Below are 15,895 nucleotides of genomic sequence, written 5' to 3'. Positions count from 1 at the left end.
TTAACAATACTTTCAAAGATAAAAAAATCTTAATCTAAATAGAGTGTTAGATTAAGATTTTTTTAATTTACTAGTAAAATCGAAATAATCGTTTACGATGGTTCGATTATAGTTTCTTCTTTTTTATCAAACGGACGTTCTCCAAAAATCTTTTCAAGATTGTCTTTGAAAATTACTTCTTTCTCTAATAAAACTTCTGCAAGTTCAGTAAGTTTATCTTTATTATTCTCCAGAAGTTTGATAGCACGTTGATATTGCTGTTCGATAATATTGGAAATTTCTTTATCAATAAGTTCACTGGTCTGTTCGCTATATGGTTTCGTAAAACCATATTCATTTTGTCCAGAAGAATCATAATAGGTTAGATTTCCTATTTTATCATTAAGACCATATATAGTAACCATTGCACGTGCTTGTTTTGTTACCTTTTCTAAGTCACTTAATGCTCCAGTTGAGATTTCATTAAAAATCACTTTTTCTGCAGCACGACCTCCAAGAGTAGCGCACATTTCATCTAGCATTTGATTAGGACGTACAATAAGTCTCTCTTCAGGAAGATACCAAGCAGCTCCAAGTGATTGACCTCTTGGAACAATAGTAACCTTTACAAGTGGTGCAGCATGTTCTAACATCCAGCTTACGGTAGCATGACCAGCTTCGTGAAAGGCGATTGCACGTTTTTCTCCAGGTGTGATGATTTTGTTTTTCTTTTCTAATCCACCTACAATTCTGTCTACAGCGTCAAGGAAGTCTTGTTTTCCAACAGCCTTATTTCCTTTACGAGCAGCAATAAGAGCCGCTTCATTACAAACATTAGCAATATCTGCACCGGAAAAACCAGGTGTTTGTTTTGATAAAAAGTCAGTATCTAATCCTTCTTCTTTTTTAAGAGGTTTTAAATGCACTTCGAAAATTTCTTTACGCTCTCTTACATCAGGAAGGTCAACATAGATTTGTCTGTCAAAACGTCCTGCTCTCATTAATGCTTTATCCAATACATCAGCTCGATTTGTTGCAGCAATAACAATAACGTTTGTATTTGTTCCAAAACCATCCATTTCTGTTAATAACTGGTTTAGTGTATTTTCTCTTTCGTCATTTGATCCAGAAAAATTACTCTTACCTCTTGCTCGACCAATAGCGTCTATCTCATCAATAAAAATAATTGCAGGAGATTTTTCTTTGGCTTGTTTAAATAAGTCACGAACCCTAGAAGCTCCTACACCAACAAACATTTCTACAAAATCAGATCCTGATAATGAGAAAAAAGGAACTTTAGCCTCTCCAGCAACTGCTTTTGCTAATAAAGTTTTACCTGTTCCAGGAGGTCCTACTAATAAGGCTCCTTTTGGTATTTTACCTCCTAATGAAGTATATTTTTCAGGATTTTTAAGAAAGTCTACAATTTCTTGCACTTCTTCTTTGGCTCCTTCTAGACCGGCTACATTTTCAAAAGAAACTTTTACATCTGTATTCTGATCAAAAAGTTTAGCTTTTGATTTTCCAATATTGAAAATTTGGCCACCAGCACCTCCGCCAGCGCCACCGCTCATCCTACGCATGATAAATATCCATACTCCGATAATAAGTGCAAAAGGAAGTAAAGTAATAAATATATCACCCCACATATTGCTTTCTGTATCATAACCTACCTCTGTAGCTACTCCGTTTTCACTTTTTATTCTAGCGATTTCATTTTCGAAATTCTGTAGATCTCCAAACTCAAATTCATAGTCCGGGTCATTTGGACTAGTTGGTAAAATTGAATTCTTTTTATTTTTAGTATGTTTTTCTTGACTTTTTGCTTCTTGTGTCAAGAAAACTTTAGCTTTACGTCTATTAATGATTGATACACGCTCTACTTCGCCGTTACTTAAAAAGTTGTTGAAGTCGGAAGGAGTTGTTTCGGGAGCAGATCCCATGTTTCCTCCACCTAAAAAATTTAATGCTAAAAAACCAACAATTATAACACCATAAATCCAATATGCGCTAAACTTTGGTTTTTTATTTGGTTCCATTTTTTTATTCTCTTTAGCCATTTACGCTTTTTTTAATAGTTTGTTTCGATAGTTGTAGTTTTAGCATCGCCCCATAATCCTTCGATGTCATAAAATTCTCTAATATGCTTTTGAAAAACATGTACAACTACATTTACATAATCAATCAGTACCCATTCAGCATTTTCACCTCCCTCTACATGCCAAGGTTTATCTTTTATTGATTTGCTAACTGTTTTTTGGATGGAATTAACAATGGCGTTTACTTGAGTATTAGAGGTTCCATTGCAAATAACAAAATAATTACAAACTGTATTTTCGATTTCTCTAAGATCTAAAATAGTAATGTCATTACCCTTCACTTCTTCAATACCTTTAATAATTTGGGTTATTAATTGATCAGTACCGATTTCTTTTTTAATCATGCATTTTTTTAATTTGTGTAAAGTTATTACTTTTTATGGTTTTAATGTCTGTATTTCCGGACATTTGTAAAAACTTTCACATCGTTATTTATGGATATAATCAAAGTTGATGCCATTGGCTCTACAAATACTTTCCTGAGGGATATGAATCGGGAGAAATATTTAACAAAATCTACTTGCGTTGTAGCGAGAGAACAATTGGAAGGTAAGGGACAAATGGGAACAACTTGGCAAAGTAATCCAGGAGAAAACCTTACGTGTAGTGTGTTTGTGCCGATTAATGACCTTGATGTTATGGAACAGTTTTATATTTCAATGACTGTTTCATTAGGTGTTTATGATGCTTTGGATTTGTTAAAGTTGCCTAAGTTATCCATTAAATGGCCTAACGACATTCTGTCAGATAAGTTAAAGATGTGTGGTGTTTTAATTGAGAATGTTGTTAATAATGGCAGATTACGAGGAGCAATTATTGGTATTGGTATAAATGTAAATCAACAGGATTTTGATAATCTTCCGTTAGCGGGATCTCTAAAAAAAGTTTTAGGTAGGAGTTTTGATATAGATGAAGTATTGTCTGTTTTGTTAGCAAAACTAGAATATAGATTTTCTATACTTCATAATTCTAATTTCCAAAATATAAAAAGAGAATATGAATCTTTACTATTCAGAAAAAATAAACCCTCTACATTTTTGGATGTAAAGGGGGATTCTTTTGTTGGTATTATCCAGAGTATTACTTCAGCCGGAAAGCTTCAAATACTTCTAGAAGATGAGGTTATACAAAGTTTTGATCTAAAAGAAATAAGACTGCTGTATTAATAATAGTAATTAAATCTTACTAATATTTTCACTTAAAGTATTAATGAAATTTTGAATAGGGTTTTTGATCATCATCCCCATCATAGCATTGAATTGTCCTTCAAATATAAGTTGCGTTGTACTTTTTCCATTTTCTATATCCACAATATTAGCTGTAAGTGTAAATGGCAGTTTTTCGCTAGCTGCTCCAAGAATAACGGTTGAGTGTTCTGTGCTTCCTTTTTGTTCTAAAACAATTTCTGGCATTCCTTTTAGTTGAAAAAGAAATCTTGAGTCATTTAATTTTTCAAACTTTTGTTTGCTTTCAGGCATCAATTGTTCGAAGTTTTCAACTTTTGTTAAAAATTCAAATACTTCTTGTTGAGTTTTTTCTACAGTTACTGTAGGGCTTTCTAAATTCATCGAAATAAAAATTTATTGATTCCACTCTGCTGGATTTGTTCTCCAACTTTGTAGTGTTTTTTGTTCTTCTTGCGTAATGTAATTAGTATCTAATGCTTGTTCAAGAAGATTTTCATAATTGCTTAAAGTATGCAAAGATAATGCCGCTTCTTCGAAATTTTCTGAAGCTATATCAAAACCATAGTTAAAAATAGCTACCATTCCTTTTACATTTGCATTTACTTCTTTTAATGCTTTTACAGCATTAAGACTACTTTTACCAGTGCTAATTAGGTCTTCTACAACAACAACATTTTTACCAGAAGGAACGATTCCTTCTATTTGATTTTTTCTTCCATGTTTTTTTGCTTCTGGTCGAACATAGATAAATGGAAGGTTTAAGTGTTCTGCTACTAGCATACCAATACCTATAGCACCAGTTGCGACACCGGCAATAACATCTGGTTTTCCATATTTTTCTTCAATAAATTTAGCAAGGTGCTCTCGTAAAAAATTGCGAATAACGGGATATGACAAGGTAACACGATTATCGCAGTAAATTGGAGACTTCCATCCAGAAGCCCATGTAAAAGGTTCTTGTGGTTGTAATTTAATTGCGTTAATTTGCAACAGTAGTTCAGCGGTTTTTTTAGCTGTATTTTTATCAAAAATCATAGTTGCAAATGTATAAAGTTTTTGTGAATAATACGCCTATTATTCTTTCAACAAAAGAGTCTGTTGAGGATTGCGAGACAATTCATATCAAAGATGTAGATTTTCCTAAAATTATAAGGGATATTTTGCTTAAAGAAAATAAGGGCAAGGAGGTAAAATATCATTTTCATCATAAAAACGAGGAAAAGCTATTAGATCATTTGTACACAAAGTTGCCTGTAGTAATAGCAGGAGGCGGTAAGGTGTATAATTCGAAAAAGGAGATTCTTTTTATTCACCGTAATGGTAAATGGGATCTACCAAAAGGGAAAGCCGAAAAAAAAGAAAATATAGAAACAACTGCTATTAGAGAGGTAGAGGAGGAAACAGGTGTTTCTGGTTTAGAAATCACCAAGTTTTTATATAGAACCTATCATGTTTTTAAAAGAAATGGAGAATTTAGGTTAAAGGTTACCTATTGGTTTGAAATGAAAACTGAATATAAAGGAATCTTAATACCTCAGAAAGATGAAGGGATTATGAAGGTTAAATGGAAAGATGCAAAAAAAGCTCGAAAGGCACTTAAGGATTCATATGCAAATATTAGACAGTTGTTTTCACATGAGTATTTGTGATAATAAGTTTACTTATTTATGATTAAGAGATGTAGTATGTTTATTAAGAGGTCCTGTATTCGATATGTTTTTTTAATGTTAATGATAAACTTACAGGCTCAATCATATAAGGAATATCCTCCTGTGATTGAAGATTTTAATAATGATAATGTACTAGATACCTTATATTCTTTTTATGAAAGTGGGAGTACATTTGGAGGGACTGATATTAAAATTGTGAATGGAAATAGTAATGAAGTCTATAAATTCAGTGATTTTGGTTGTTATTGTGAGATGAAACGTATTTATCCTGTTCCTGCTTTATTAAGTAAACCTGAAAACAAACCATTCTTGTCAGTTATTCAGAAAAAATTATTTTCAGAACCAAGGAAAAAACCAGATTCTTCTCTTGAGTGGATTTTTAAAGGATATTCTTCAAAGAAAAAAATATCTCAAAATAAATACTTTAACTTAATTATTTATCCTAAAGTTGATTGGAATACTGAAAAGATTAAAATCCCTGATAATTATTCTCTTGTCTTAAATAATGATACGTTAAATTTATTATTAGACGAGAAAGATTCGTTGTTTCATGTGAAAGATAAAATAGCCTTTTTATCCTATTGCGGGAATTGTCATTTTTATAATAAGTCTTCTCCAGAGTTAGTTGTAAGCGATAATGAATATAAAATATATAAAACCTCTCACGGAATTTTTGTTAAAAAAGGAGATTTACAAAAATGGTTTTTAGTGAATGATCTTAATTTAACTGGCAGTCCTGAAAAATTAAGATGGGATTCTGTATTACAAGTAGTCTTAATTGATAAATATTTAATTATTCAATTTTCCGGTGCTCCAGATATGTTTGATAGTATATTTGTAGGTAATATAGAAACAGGTGTTTTGGGGAGATTAAAATATCCATTTAGACGTAATGTTGAAGATTATGAAGGGAGTTTAGTAATAGGGGATAACATTAGGTATAGTAATGAGGAGGAGGAATCTTTTTTTGTTAACTCTAAGGATGTTTTTAAGGAGTTGGAAAGATTATATAATACTATAAAAAAGTAGACTTCTTTTATTTCTAGTTTATAGAGATTATTACTGCAATATTAGAAGATTGCTATTTCCTAGAACTTTCTTCTCTTTCGTCGAAGGTGTTTTGTTCCATGATTTGTACTTCATTAGCGATTCTTTTCATTAAGATGCTAAAGTCATCTTGATTTATGAGATTGCTTTCTCGATTTGGAAAAATTTCTTCTACAGGAAATCTATAATTAAGGTCAATTGTAAATTGATAGAAATTGGTAAGAGGTTCTCCTTTAGTGTTTAAAAGGGGTACATCTAAGACAATAGCGTCAGTACTGTTGCTTGTCTGATTAGGAATTATCCAAGGACGGCTGGAATGAAGTATATCGGGGTCACGTTTTAACGTGATTTTAGAACTAGGGATTCGTTTTTTATTTGTGTACCACTTGTTATGAATAGCATCATATGCATCATAGGTTTCTTTTGCTGTTTTAACAACTCCTAAACTGTCCAATGTGGTTCCAATATTCAATGTTGCCGCCTTATTAAAAGGTAGTTTTGAATGTAAAGTTTTCATTCCTACGTGTATCCCAAGTAAGTTAGAGTATACATCCTCAACTGAAAAACTAGAAAATTTTTCTGGTATAAATGGGATGGTTGATGCTCCAAACCAAGTAGAAATCTCATGCCAGAGAGAGAGATCGTATGTTATTTTTCCTGCCAATAAAATAGAATCATCGGTGCTTAGATCTTCGGGTATATTTAAGTATAAAGTTTTACGACCAGCTTCGTTACGTAAAGGTATGGTTACTTTTCCTTTTCCTTTATAGTGTGCGATAGTAGTGTATAAATAACGAGTCCAATCTATTTGATCTCGTAAGTGGCCGATGTCTATAAAACCACCTTTATTAGTATAGATAGTTCCCGTTCCTTCATCCTTATTACCCATATAATGATGTTCGTTCAAATCATCAATACTAATAACTTGATCAATCGAAACAAATGGTATTCCCCATATTTTTAAATCATATCCAAAAGCACAACAAGCCCTTATAATTCTAGGGGGAGTTTTACTTAGATTAATACTGTTATCTATTGGTGTATTTTGGGCATTAATGTTTATGGAAGTAATAAAAATGCTTAAAAATGTAAAAATTTTTACTTGTTCTAATGTTGTCCTATAAATAATAAATTTCATGAAGTAGGATGATAAATATTATAGATTATTACGTTTTATCATATCAGGATAGAGTTCATCTTCAACCCACATAAAGTTTGGGAATATTCGCATTATTTTCTCATAACATAATTTGGCTAACTGTATTTGGTCCGTAGCTTCATAAGCCTGCCCTAGAGCCGTCATTGTGTTTATGTACATCCAATTATTTACAACCAATCCTTGTTTTTCAAAGCTTTTAACTGCCTTAATGTAGTATTTAATCGCTTCTGCTTTATCTCCACCAAAAGCAGACGGGCGGTAATACATAGAGTTTCCTTTTTCGATATTTCCTTGAATATTTTCTGGGTCAAGTTCAATAGATTTATCTATGTATCTCATGCTTTTTCTGCCTAGGTAAATAGCCTTTAAATTAGAGATACCAATGGTAAATGCGATATAAGCTCCTTTGTAGGCTAACAAAGTTGCATTTTCTGGGGATTTCTCTAGTAACTTGTCTATAATTCTTTCTGATTTATCGATGTATTCCTCAGCTGTATCATCTTTTTCTGCCCCAATTAACCAAGCGGTATAGCCATAGTAGTAACTGATAAGCTCTAATTGTTCTTCGAAATTATTGGGATTAGCATTTTTTTCGCAAGAATGCATTAATTCGTACCATTTATCCATTTTACCTCTTGAATAAGCTTTGTAAATTGGATCACGATAAGGGCTTTGAGAAAAGCCTAATTGCATTGAAAACAGTATAGTTATGATCGAAATTATAGATCTTGTAATATATTTCTGTCTTTCCATATTAGTTTTTTCTGTTTGTTATTGATGAGCCCCTTAATTATTATTAAAAGAAATATAATATGCTGTGGTAGGACTAATAGTAGGTTTAGAACAATTGATTGTTGACTTGCTAGCATGACAAAAAATCGAATGAATACAATGCCAAAAAGATAAGCAATTAGCCACCATAAACCCATGTATAGGTATACTACGAATGGTGCGATAGTTGTTAGTATTCCAAAAGTAATAGTCACTAAAATACTATTACCAAAGAATTGGAATATGTTTTTTATAAATCCTTCAATAGCTTCATCTAATCCAACATACATTCTACAAGAAATATCATTATCTCCTAAACGTGTGTCGCTGGCTAGTTTTTTTTGTTTAAATAGTCTTATAATAGCTATATCTTCTACTTTGTTAGATTTATATCTTTCGTGAGGCCATATTTCTTTGTATGTAGCAGCTTTAAACATCATAAATTGACCATTAGCCGCTGAAAAAATTTTATTTTTTGATCTTCTTATTAGGTAAATTGGAAGGATGCTTAATAAAACCCAATTCATTAAAGGTACCGAAACTTTTTCGCCAAAAGATTTAACTATTTGCTTTGGAAATATCGATAGTAAGTGTAGGTCGTGTTGCTGAAGATAACTAATGCTGCGTTTGATTACCCCTTTTTTTACACTTACATCTGCATCTAAAAAAAGTAATATGTTACCAGTAGCAGCCTTTGCGAGTTGATGGCAAGCATGGTTTTTACCTAGCCAACCTTTTGGAAGCGTATCCCCATTTAATAATTTAATGTTAGGTTTGAGGGCTGCCCAGTGTTTAATAATACTCTCCGTTTTATCCGTCGAGTGATCATTATAGACAATGATTTCTAGCTCATTATATTGGAATGTTGATAGTTGTTCTAGTAGAGTTCCGATATTTTCTTCCTCATTACGAGCTGGTATTAAAATAGAAACAGACGGAACAGAAGTTAATGAAGTTGTTTTTGGTAAATACGCAAACGAAAGGTAATTAACAAATGCTACCAGCAATCTGATACTAAGTAAGATTATTAAAAAATAACAGAAATAGATCATTTTACACCTTGTTTTGTAAAACACACTTCTGCAAAACGATTAAACTGTCGTTCTACATCTTCGGCATTTGTATTTTTAGTAATAGTATGTGTTTCATAGTACGCAGATATATCTGGCCTTAGTTTAGTGCCATAATTAATAAGGTTAATATTGTATACCAATTGGAAATCATTTTTAGTATTTGCTAAAATATGAGAAAGTAACCCTTTTTCAAAAGTAAATTCTTTTGTGTAGATACTTTGGATTCTCCCTTGAGGGAAAAATAAAAATAGATTCTCTTTGTCTTCTAGCATTTCGACAGCATAATCAAGGCTAGCGATACTAGACCTTTTTCCTTTATTGATTGAACTTGCACCAATTTTGGTGAGCATCATGTTTTTTTTCAATTCTTTTTCAAGCATCATAAAGTTAAACCTTCGTTTAAAGACTTTTAGATTTAATAAGATTTGAATAAAACCATCATAAAAAGAGAAATGATTACTGATCATTAAAATAGGAAGGCCTTTTTCTTCATATTCACCTTTATATTTAATACTACTAAAGAAAAATCCTATTAGTATTTTGGTATACAAATAAGAAAATTTCACCCAGTATTTATTATGATTCGCTCGTATCATTTCAGTGTATAAATATGGTGAATAACTAAAATTATAAAAAAGCCAAATTGAATAAAAAATAACCAACGTGCAGGGCGATTGTTTGTTTTTATGTTGAACTTCTGAATTACCCAATTAAACAGTAAAGCTAATAGAAACCAAGCTATGTAGTTATTTACAGGAGGTTCGTTGTTAGAAAACATCCACATATCTATCAACGGAGCTGCTTTTTCTAATAGGATATCGTATAATACCATTAATAATGCAGCGCCCACAATGATCAAACTATTTTTTGATGTGTATTTAGATATTATTCCGTTTGATGCATATGTTAAGAAGACCCAATTAAGACCAATAATAACTGGTACGTCTATTATTTTAATACCAAGTCCTTGACCATAAGTGTAAGTTCCAAAAATTTTACCGGTTGCTACACCAATAATTTCGATTAGTATACCTGATATAAATATACTGGCTAAAACTATGATCGTTTTTAAACTCCATTCTTTGTGATGGGAAAAGACTGCTGCAGAAACAAGCACTAAGGTATATGGCGTAATTAGTATAAATAGATCATGAGTAATAGGTGTGAAATACAAAACTAACCCTACGCAATAAAAAACTATAAAAGTTATAGGAAGTCCCTCATTAATAATGTATTTAATCATCCGATTCATCTATCATGAGAGTGTTTTATTAGCAATAATTTTAGTGCTTGCTAAACAGATTGATATTTCATTAAATGAACAAACATGCTCACCAAATAAATACAAGCCATGAATTCTGAAATCCTTTAATGCAATTTTCATACCTGTTTGTTTTTTTTAGCTCTCATTTCAAAAATATGAGTAAGCATTAAGGGCGATAAAAGCAATGAAAAATTATAAAACATATCTTCGAGCGGAATTGAAAGAATACGAATTCCTAGTATTACTTCTGGGTTATAGTCAAAAACGGCTTGCTCAATTCCTGTGCCAGTTAGTATTCCGTTAATAATGAAAAATGGAATAAGTAAAATTGGGTATATAGCTAAATAATATTGTACTACTTCTCTTGAAAAATAGTAACCTAATAAAAGTATTACTGGTAAAACAAGAAAATTAACAAAAGTGTATGTGAGGTCGTAGTTTAATAATGAAATTGTAAGGGATGCTATTACTATTAAAATAGTTAAAATTTTAGTCCATTTCTCATTTACTTTGAATTTAGGGAAATGAAACTTAACCGCATAAAAAGAGAATGCGCAAGCGTATGGAATTGCAATAAAAAATAGATACTCTTCTAAAGGAAGCTTTTTTATATAAATTCCAGAATTATAAATTGGATTAAAAAACCAACATCCAATATGAGTAAAAATGATATCCCAAGCAACAAAAATAACCATAGTTATTAGTATTGCTGGAATTAAAAATTTCCAACGCTTATATAGTTTAAGATTTTTTTCAAAACTCAAAGCCAATGGTCCAGCAAGTGATATAATAAGTATAATTAGGTATAGAGACATAGTTCGTAAAGTTTAGTATTGTGTTCTATGCCAGTTTAAGTTTGTTACTGATGTAAATAGACGCTAATGTCCATATTTTAGATCTATTTGGTATACGAATTCGTTCATTCAGTAATTTCTCAACAGGTGTATACTCTATTTTGGTGGTAAGCTTAGTGTAATAAAGATATGCTGCATAAACTCCATTTTTTGAGTTGTCCGGAAGTTCTTTAATACCTTCTAGAGCTACTTTGAAATCTTCATTAATATATTCAATAATTTTTTTCTTGATATTTTCAGTTAGTTCGTTATCCCGTAAGATAGGGAAGTAGATGCGATGTAACTGATTAATATCATCGTTGATGTCACGCAAGAAATTTACTTTCTGAAAAGCAGAGCCTAAACGCATTGCAGCGGGTTTTAAAGCCTGATAACGTTCTTCATCACCGTTTACAAAAACCTTAAGACACATTAATCCTACTACATCTGCAGATCCATATATGTATTCTTTAATCTCATTATCATCAAACTCTTTCTTTGATAAATCACTGCGCATGCTTTTTAAGAAGGCCTGGATTAACTCATCATCAATGTTGTATTTTCGAACAGTTATTTGAAATGAGTTTAGTATTGGATTAAGACTTATACCTTGATCATAAGCACGGTAATAATCTTCTTCAAAATTCGAAAACAAAGTAGTCTTATCGTAATCGTGGAATGTATCGACAATCTCATCGGCAAAACGTACAAATCCATAAATACTAAATATGCTATCTCTTATTGATTTGTCAAACAGTTTGATACCCATAGAGAATGAAGTACTATAATTTTGTGTAACTATCTTACTGCACTTAAATGATACATCATCAAATAATCCCTTCATTTCCCGTTTTTTAAATTTTTTTAATGCAATTTTGCATTAGCGGAGTATGATTTTTCCTCTTTACTTTAATCTATTTTTTTACGTGATAGCAATCAGTTCAATAGATTGTTTAAGCATTAAAACTATTTAATTCCTAATTGTTGTTTTCTAGTATTTTGATAAGTTAATATCATTTGCAAAAGTAATCATCTTTTTCAAACTACCCCACTTTTTAAATTTGCAATAAAACTATTCAATAAACCTTCTATAGAACAGTTTGATTATCGTTAAGGTTTAATAATAAAACGTTGTAAATATTTGTTATAATTCAACAGGTACATGAAAATAGTGCTAAATATTATGATAAAAGTTTATTGATTAATTATATGAAGCTATATGTTGTTGAATAAGTTTTCTGTTACCTATGGTTGTGTTTTTTAAGTCACTAAGATTTTTTTAGGTAAATTAAAACGATAGATAGTCTTTTTAGAAAATCTTTTTTCGAAGTCAGATATTTGGGAACATTGTAACTTTTATGGCTAAAACATGACCAATGATAGAGATTCTTTTTTTAATAAATAACTTTTGAAATATTATTATCAATTGCAATGTAAGCGTCTTTACCGATCTTTTAAAGATTTTGGTACAGAGCCAATAATAGGGTATCCTATTATTATTGTACTGTTTTATTGGTTGTCAATATTTTTTTTTAACAAAGTACCTTATGCATCTTATTTTTATATAGCATTGAGTGCCGCTTTTGTTTATTCGTTTAGTAGCTCTGGACATAGTGATTTTATAAAACAACATTTTTCAAGTTACAATCTCAAAAAAATCAAATTGCTTAATAGTTTGCTAGGAACATTACCGTTTGCAATATTCTTGTTGTATAAATCATATTATGTGGAAGTAGTTTTTATGCTTTTATTGACATTGTTAGTTTCGTTGTTTAAGAAAAGAAGTAAAGTTTCTTTAATAGTACCTACACCATTTAGTAAAAAACCTTCTGAGTTTATAATAGGGTTTAGAAAAACTTTTTGGATATTTTTATTGATATATGGTTTAGTAATTATTGCTGTTGTTAAAGGTAATTTTAACTTGGGTTTATTTGCTATCGTAGCTGTATTTTTGACCTGTTCTGGTTACTACATGAAACAGGATCCAGAATTTTATATATGGGTACATGCAATGAATTCTAAAGAATTTTTAATGCATAAAGTATTAATTGCTATCAAATATAGCTTTCTGCTAACTATTCCAATGTTTGTGTTTTTATCTGTATTTTATTTGAATCAGATACACATAGCGGTACTTTTCTTAATGTTAGGTTGGGTATATTTGATAATGTTTGTATTTATGAAATATGCTTTTCGGAGTCAAGGGTTAGAGATTATGCAAGGAGTGATTGGAGTATTGTGTATTTTGTTTCCTCCATTAATGATAATAACATTACCTTATTTTTATAATAAAGCTTTGAATAACTTAGATCTTTTGCTAAAATGATATCAATAAAATCTTTAGATAAGTATTACGGTAATAACCATGTCTTGAATGATGTTAATCTAACATTTAATCCTGGCGAAGTTCATGGTTTAGTAGGAGAGAACGGAGCTGGAAAAACTACTTTGTTTAGATCTATTTCTGGGATGGAAAGTTTTAATGGTTCTATCGACTATGATGCAGGTAATATGAAGAATGTAATGGGGTTTTTACCTACAGATCCTTATTTTCTTTCTAAAATTACAGGAAAAGAGTATTTGCAATTATTATGTAATGCTAGGAATATTAAAATTAATGATTTTAGCGAAAAAAATATTTTTGACTTACCCTTGCAACAATACGCAGAAAGGTATTCTACAGGAATGAAGAAAAAATTAGCGTTAACAGGTATATTATTGCAGAATAATAATGTTTTTATTCTAGATGAACCTTTTAACGGAGTTGATATATATAGCAATACTGTCATTAATGAAATTCTTATTAAGTTAAAACAACTTAATAAAATAGTAATATTATCATCCCACATTTTTTCAACACTTTATGAAACTTGCGATTATTTACATTATCTAAAAAATGGTAGTATCATAAAAAGCGTAGATAAAACTCAATTCGAGAGTATCGAAAAAGAGATGCAAGCATCAGGAATTAAGGTTAAAATAGATAAACTAAATCTGACATAAAGTTATTTTAGGATTCGATAAATAGGATAGCGCATATGTGCTTTCTCATAATTATCAGATTGTTTATGAATCCAATCTAATTGTGCATACCAGTTTTTAGCAAATACAGTGTCATTTTTCTTCTCTTCAAACTTTTGTTTAAGATTACTGTCATTTTCCAATAATTCTAATGCTTTGTCTTCCCAAACATAAGGAGAAAACCCTTCTTTTTGTTGTAAAATGGTATCAAAGAAGTTCCAGTTGAAAAATGAATCTGGGGCTTCAGGTTCTAATGTTTCTAGTAAATACCTAAAGCCTTTTTGATTTGTAGGGATTATATAATCTCCTTTTCGAAAAGTTATTATTTCGGTGCTTCTTTTGACTGTAGTTTCATAATGAAGATAATGTCCTTCATATGGCGTTTTTCGACTTTTATAATCTTTTATATGGTATACTTCTACAGAGATTGTAGTGTCTTTTTGTACAGCTTTGTATGATATTTTGTTAAGGTCTAATTTATCAATGACATTCCACCAACCTTTAGGTATTATATATGAAGTTGGAATAGTAATTTCGGAAGTTGGAGAGAAATAGTTTTGGTATCTAACCTTCTTGGTGTAGGGTTTATTTTGATCATATTTTAAACGTTTAGCACCTGTGATTTCGCTATTTATATATAACCCTTCGTATCCTTTAAAATCGAAATTAGTAGCGTTGGTAGTGTCTACTTTCCAATTTACCGGATATGTATTTTGTTTTGGTAAGTCGGTAAAAGCTTTTTGCCGAAGATCTTTTATTTTTTCTCCATCTTTTTCGGTGATATCGATCATAGATTTCATTAATTCATATGTCCCTAGTACTCTTGGTTTATATGGTTTTAGCATATGAGTTTCTACCATCATTCCTAAGGTATTCCATAGCGTTGTGTATCCTGTAGAGTATCTAGGAGAATCCATGAATTGTGTCCATCCTTTATCTGGTGTTGTTCCCCAAACATTTACATAAGGTGTTATGTCCCAATTTTTGTTGGATAGCGATTTTTCTAACTGTGGATGCATTTGGTTGTGTAAATAATCACCAAGATTTCCGTTTAGTTTATTGTGTTGAGTAAATAGATGTGTTAGTGTGTACTGGTAGTCGGCACCATTACTAACGTGATTATCAATAAAAACATCTGGTTGCGTTAAATGAAAAACCTCTGCAAACGTCTGTGCATTTTTTGTGTCATTTTTTATAAAATCTCGATTTAAGTCATAATTCCTGGAGTTCCCTCTAAAACCATATGCTTTAGGACCATTTTGATTAGTTCGAGTTCCAGAATTTCTATTTAACGCACCTCCAATATTGTACACCGGAATTGTAACTAAAACAGTATGTTCTGGCGTTTTGATCATCCCTTTAGCAATATCTCTAAAAAGAAGCATAGTTGCATCAATACCATCACTTTCTCCAGGGTGAATTCCATTGTTGATCAATAAAATACGTTTGTCACGTCTTATTTTTTCGAAATCAAATATTTTATCTGGATTGAGTGTTACTATATGAAGCGGGTGGCCACTATCCGTACTTCCAATTTCTTGAATATTGATTTCTGGGTAGACTTTGGATAAATTTTGATAATAGGTAATAACTTCTGGATATGTTGGAGTCTCTGTGCCATTACTTTTTTCAAAAATAGTGGTAAAATCAAAGTTTTCGGCAGTATCTTTTTGAGTAGAATTACAAGATATAATCAACAGTGAGCTGATAATGAGAGTGATGGTTCGCATGAGCATTATGAGTTAGGCATAAATATACTAAGTTTTATATTTTTAAGATCTTCTATAACGTT

At 31.0% G+C, this 15,895-nt stretch carries 17 protein-coding genes; 5 read left to right on the top strand and 12 right to left on the bottom strand.

Features of this window, described 5'->3' with window-relative positions; all coding sequences use genetic code 11:
* Nucleotides 1–92: 92 nt before the first annotated feature.
* A complete protein-coding gene (gene ftsH / locus D1815_RS11135) occupies nucleotides 93–2,039 on the bottom strand; it encodes an ATP-dependent zinc metalloprotease FtsH (RefSeq protein WP_118386994.1) in 1,947 nt (648 codons plus the stop codon).
* An 11-nt stretch (nucleotides 2,040–2,050) separates the two neighbouring features.
* Nucleotides 2,051–2,422, bottom strand: coding sequence for a ribosome silencing factor (rsfS, locus tag D1815_RS11130; protein ID WP_027392388.1), 372 nt, complete (start codon nucleotides 2,420–2,422; stop codon nucleotides 2,051–2,053).
* A gap of 90 nt (nucleotides 2,423–2,512) precedes the next feature.
* Between rsfS and D1815_RS11125 the strand changes: the two genes are divergently transcribed.
* Nucleotides 2,513–3,244, top strand: coding sequence for a biotin--[acetyl-CoA-carboxylase] ligase (locus D1815_RS11125; protein ID WP_118386992.1), 732 nt, complete (start codon nucleotides 2,513–2,515; stop codon nucleotides 3,242–3,244).
* A gap of 9 nt (nucleotides 3,245–3,253) precedes the next feature.
* Here the strand turns inward: D1815_RS11125 and D1815_RS11120 are convergent, their stop codons facing one another.
* A complete protein-coding gene (locus tag D1815_RS11120; protein ID WP_027392386.1) occupies nucleotides 3,254–3,646 on the bottom strand; it encodes an orotate phosphoribosyltransferase in 393 nt (130 codons plus the stop codon).
* Nucleotides 3,647–3,658: 12 nt separating this feature from the next.
* A complete protein-coding gene (gene pyrE, locus D1815_RS11115; RefSeq protein WP_027392385.1) occupies nucleotides 3,659–4,300 on the bottom strand; it encodes an orotate phosphoribosyltransferase in 642 nt (213 codons plus the stop codon).
* An 8-nt stretch (nucleotides 4,301–4,308) separates the two neighbouring features.
* Between pyrE and D1815_RS11110 the strand changes: the two genes are divergently transcribed.
* On the top strand, nucleotides 4,309–4,914 hold the full coding sequence (locus D1815_RS11110) for an NUDIX hydrolase (protein WP_027392384.1): 606 nt from the start codon (nucleotides 4,309–4,311) through the stop codon (nucleotides 4,912–4,914).
* A gap of 81 nt (nucleotides 4,915–4,995) precedes the next feature.
* The gene (locus D1815_RS11105) at nucleotides 4,996–5,964 is read left to right on the top strand and encodes a hypothetical protein (protein ID WP_118386990.1); all 969 of its coding nucleotides are present in this window, start codon (nucleotides 4,996–4,998) and stop codon (nucleotides 5,962–5,964) included.
* 52 nt (nucleotides 5,965–6,016) lie between these two features.
* On the opposite strand, the gene D1815_RS11100 is transcribed toward D1815_RS11105, so the two are convergent.
* The 7 genes from D1815_RS11100 to D1815_RS11070 all read right to left on the bottom strand — a co-directional run bounded on the left by D1815_RS11100 (nucleotide 6,017) and on the right by D1815_RS11070 (nucleotide 11,926).
* Nucleotides 6,017–7,120, bottom strand: coding sequence for a DUF4056 domain-containing protein (locus D1815_RS11100; protein ID WP_118386988.1), 1,104 nt, complete (start codon nucleotides 7,118–7,120; stop codon nucleotides 6,017–6,019).
* A gap of 18 nt (nucleotides 7,121–7,138) precedes the next feature.
* Nucleotides 7,139–7,834: a M48 family metallopeptidase gene (locus tag D1815_RS11095; RefSeq protein ID WP_027392382.1), complete on the bottom strand. Its 696-nt coding sequence runs from the start codon at nucleotides 7,832–7,834 to the stop codon at nucleotides 7,139–7,141.
* Between the two features lie 26 nt (nucleotides 7,835–7,860).
* Entirely contained in the window at nucleotides 7,861–8,964 is a 1,104-nt protein-coding gene (locus D1815_RS11090) for a glycosyltransferase family 2 protein (protein WP_027392381.1), read from the bottom strand.
* The gene (locus D1815_RS11085) at nucleotides 8,961–9,536 is read right to left on the bottom strand and encodes a 1-acyl-sn-glycerol-3-phosphate acyltransferase (protein WP_158594454.1); all 576 of its coding nucleotides are present in this window, start codon (nucleotides 9,534–9,536) and stop codon (nucleotides 8,961–8,963) included. The genes D1815_RS11090 and D1815_RS11085 overlap by 4 nt, the downstream gene beginning before the upstream one ends.
* 41 nt (nucleotides 9,537–9,577) lie before the next feature.
* A complete protein-coding gene (locus tag D1815_RS11080; RefSeq protein ID WP_158594455.1) occupies nucleotides 9,578–10,228 on the bottom strand; it encodes a carotenoid biosynthesis protein in 651 nt (216 codons plus the stop codon).
* 137 nt (nucleotides 10,229–10,365) lie between these two features.
* Complete coding sequence (locus D1815_RS11075) at nucleotides 10,366–11,064, bottom strand: lycopene cyclase domain-containing protein (protein ID WP_118386984.1); 699 nt, start codon at nucleotides 11,062–11,064, stop codon at nucleotides 10,366–10,368.
* 25 nt (nucleotides 11,065–11,089) lie between these two features.
* The gene (locus tag D1815_RS11070) at nucleotides 11,090–11,926 is read right to left on the bottom strand and encodes a phytoene/squalene synthase family protein (protein WP_027392379.1); all 837 of its coding nucleotides are present in this window, start codon (nucleotides 11,924–11,926) and stop codon (nucleotides 11,090–11,092) included.
* Between the two features lie 564 nt (nucleotides 11,927–12,490).
* Here D1815_RS11070 and D1815_RS11065 point away from each other — a divergent pair.
* Entirely contained in the window at nucleotides 12,491–13,408 is a 918-nt protein-coding gene (locus tag D1815_RS11065) for a hypothetical protein (RefSeq protein WP_035084855.1), read from the top strand.
* A complete protein-coding gene (locus D1815_RS11060; RefSeq protein ID WP_027392377.1) occupies nucleotides 13,405–14,085 on the top strand; it encodes an ATP-binding cassette domain-containing protein in 681 nt (226 codons plus the stop codon). Before D1815_RS11065 ends, D1815_RS11060 begins: the two co-directional genes overlap by 4 nt.
* A gap of 2 nt (nucleotides 14,086–14,087) precedes the next feature.
* Here D1815_RS11060 and D1815_RS11055 read toward each other — a convergent pair whose 3' ends face one another.
* Nucleotides 14,088–15,833, bottom strand: a complete 1,746-nt coding sequence (locus tag D1815_RS11055; protein WP_118386982.1) for a M14 family metallopeptidase — start codon at nucleotides 15,831–15,833, stop codon at nucleotides 14,088–14,090.
* Between the last annotated feature and the right edge of the window lie 62 nt (nucleotides 15,834–15,895).

Origin of the sequence: Aquimarina sp. AD1, from assembly GCF_003443695.1 — a bacterium.
Taxonomy (GTDB): domain Bacteria; phylum Bacteroidota; class Bacteroidia; order Flavobacteriales; family Flavobacteriaceae; genus Aquimarina; species Aquimarina latercula.
The sequence above is the reverse complement of the archived record's forward strand: the minus strand, read 5'-3'. Positions and strand labels throughout refer to the sequence as shown.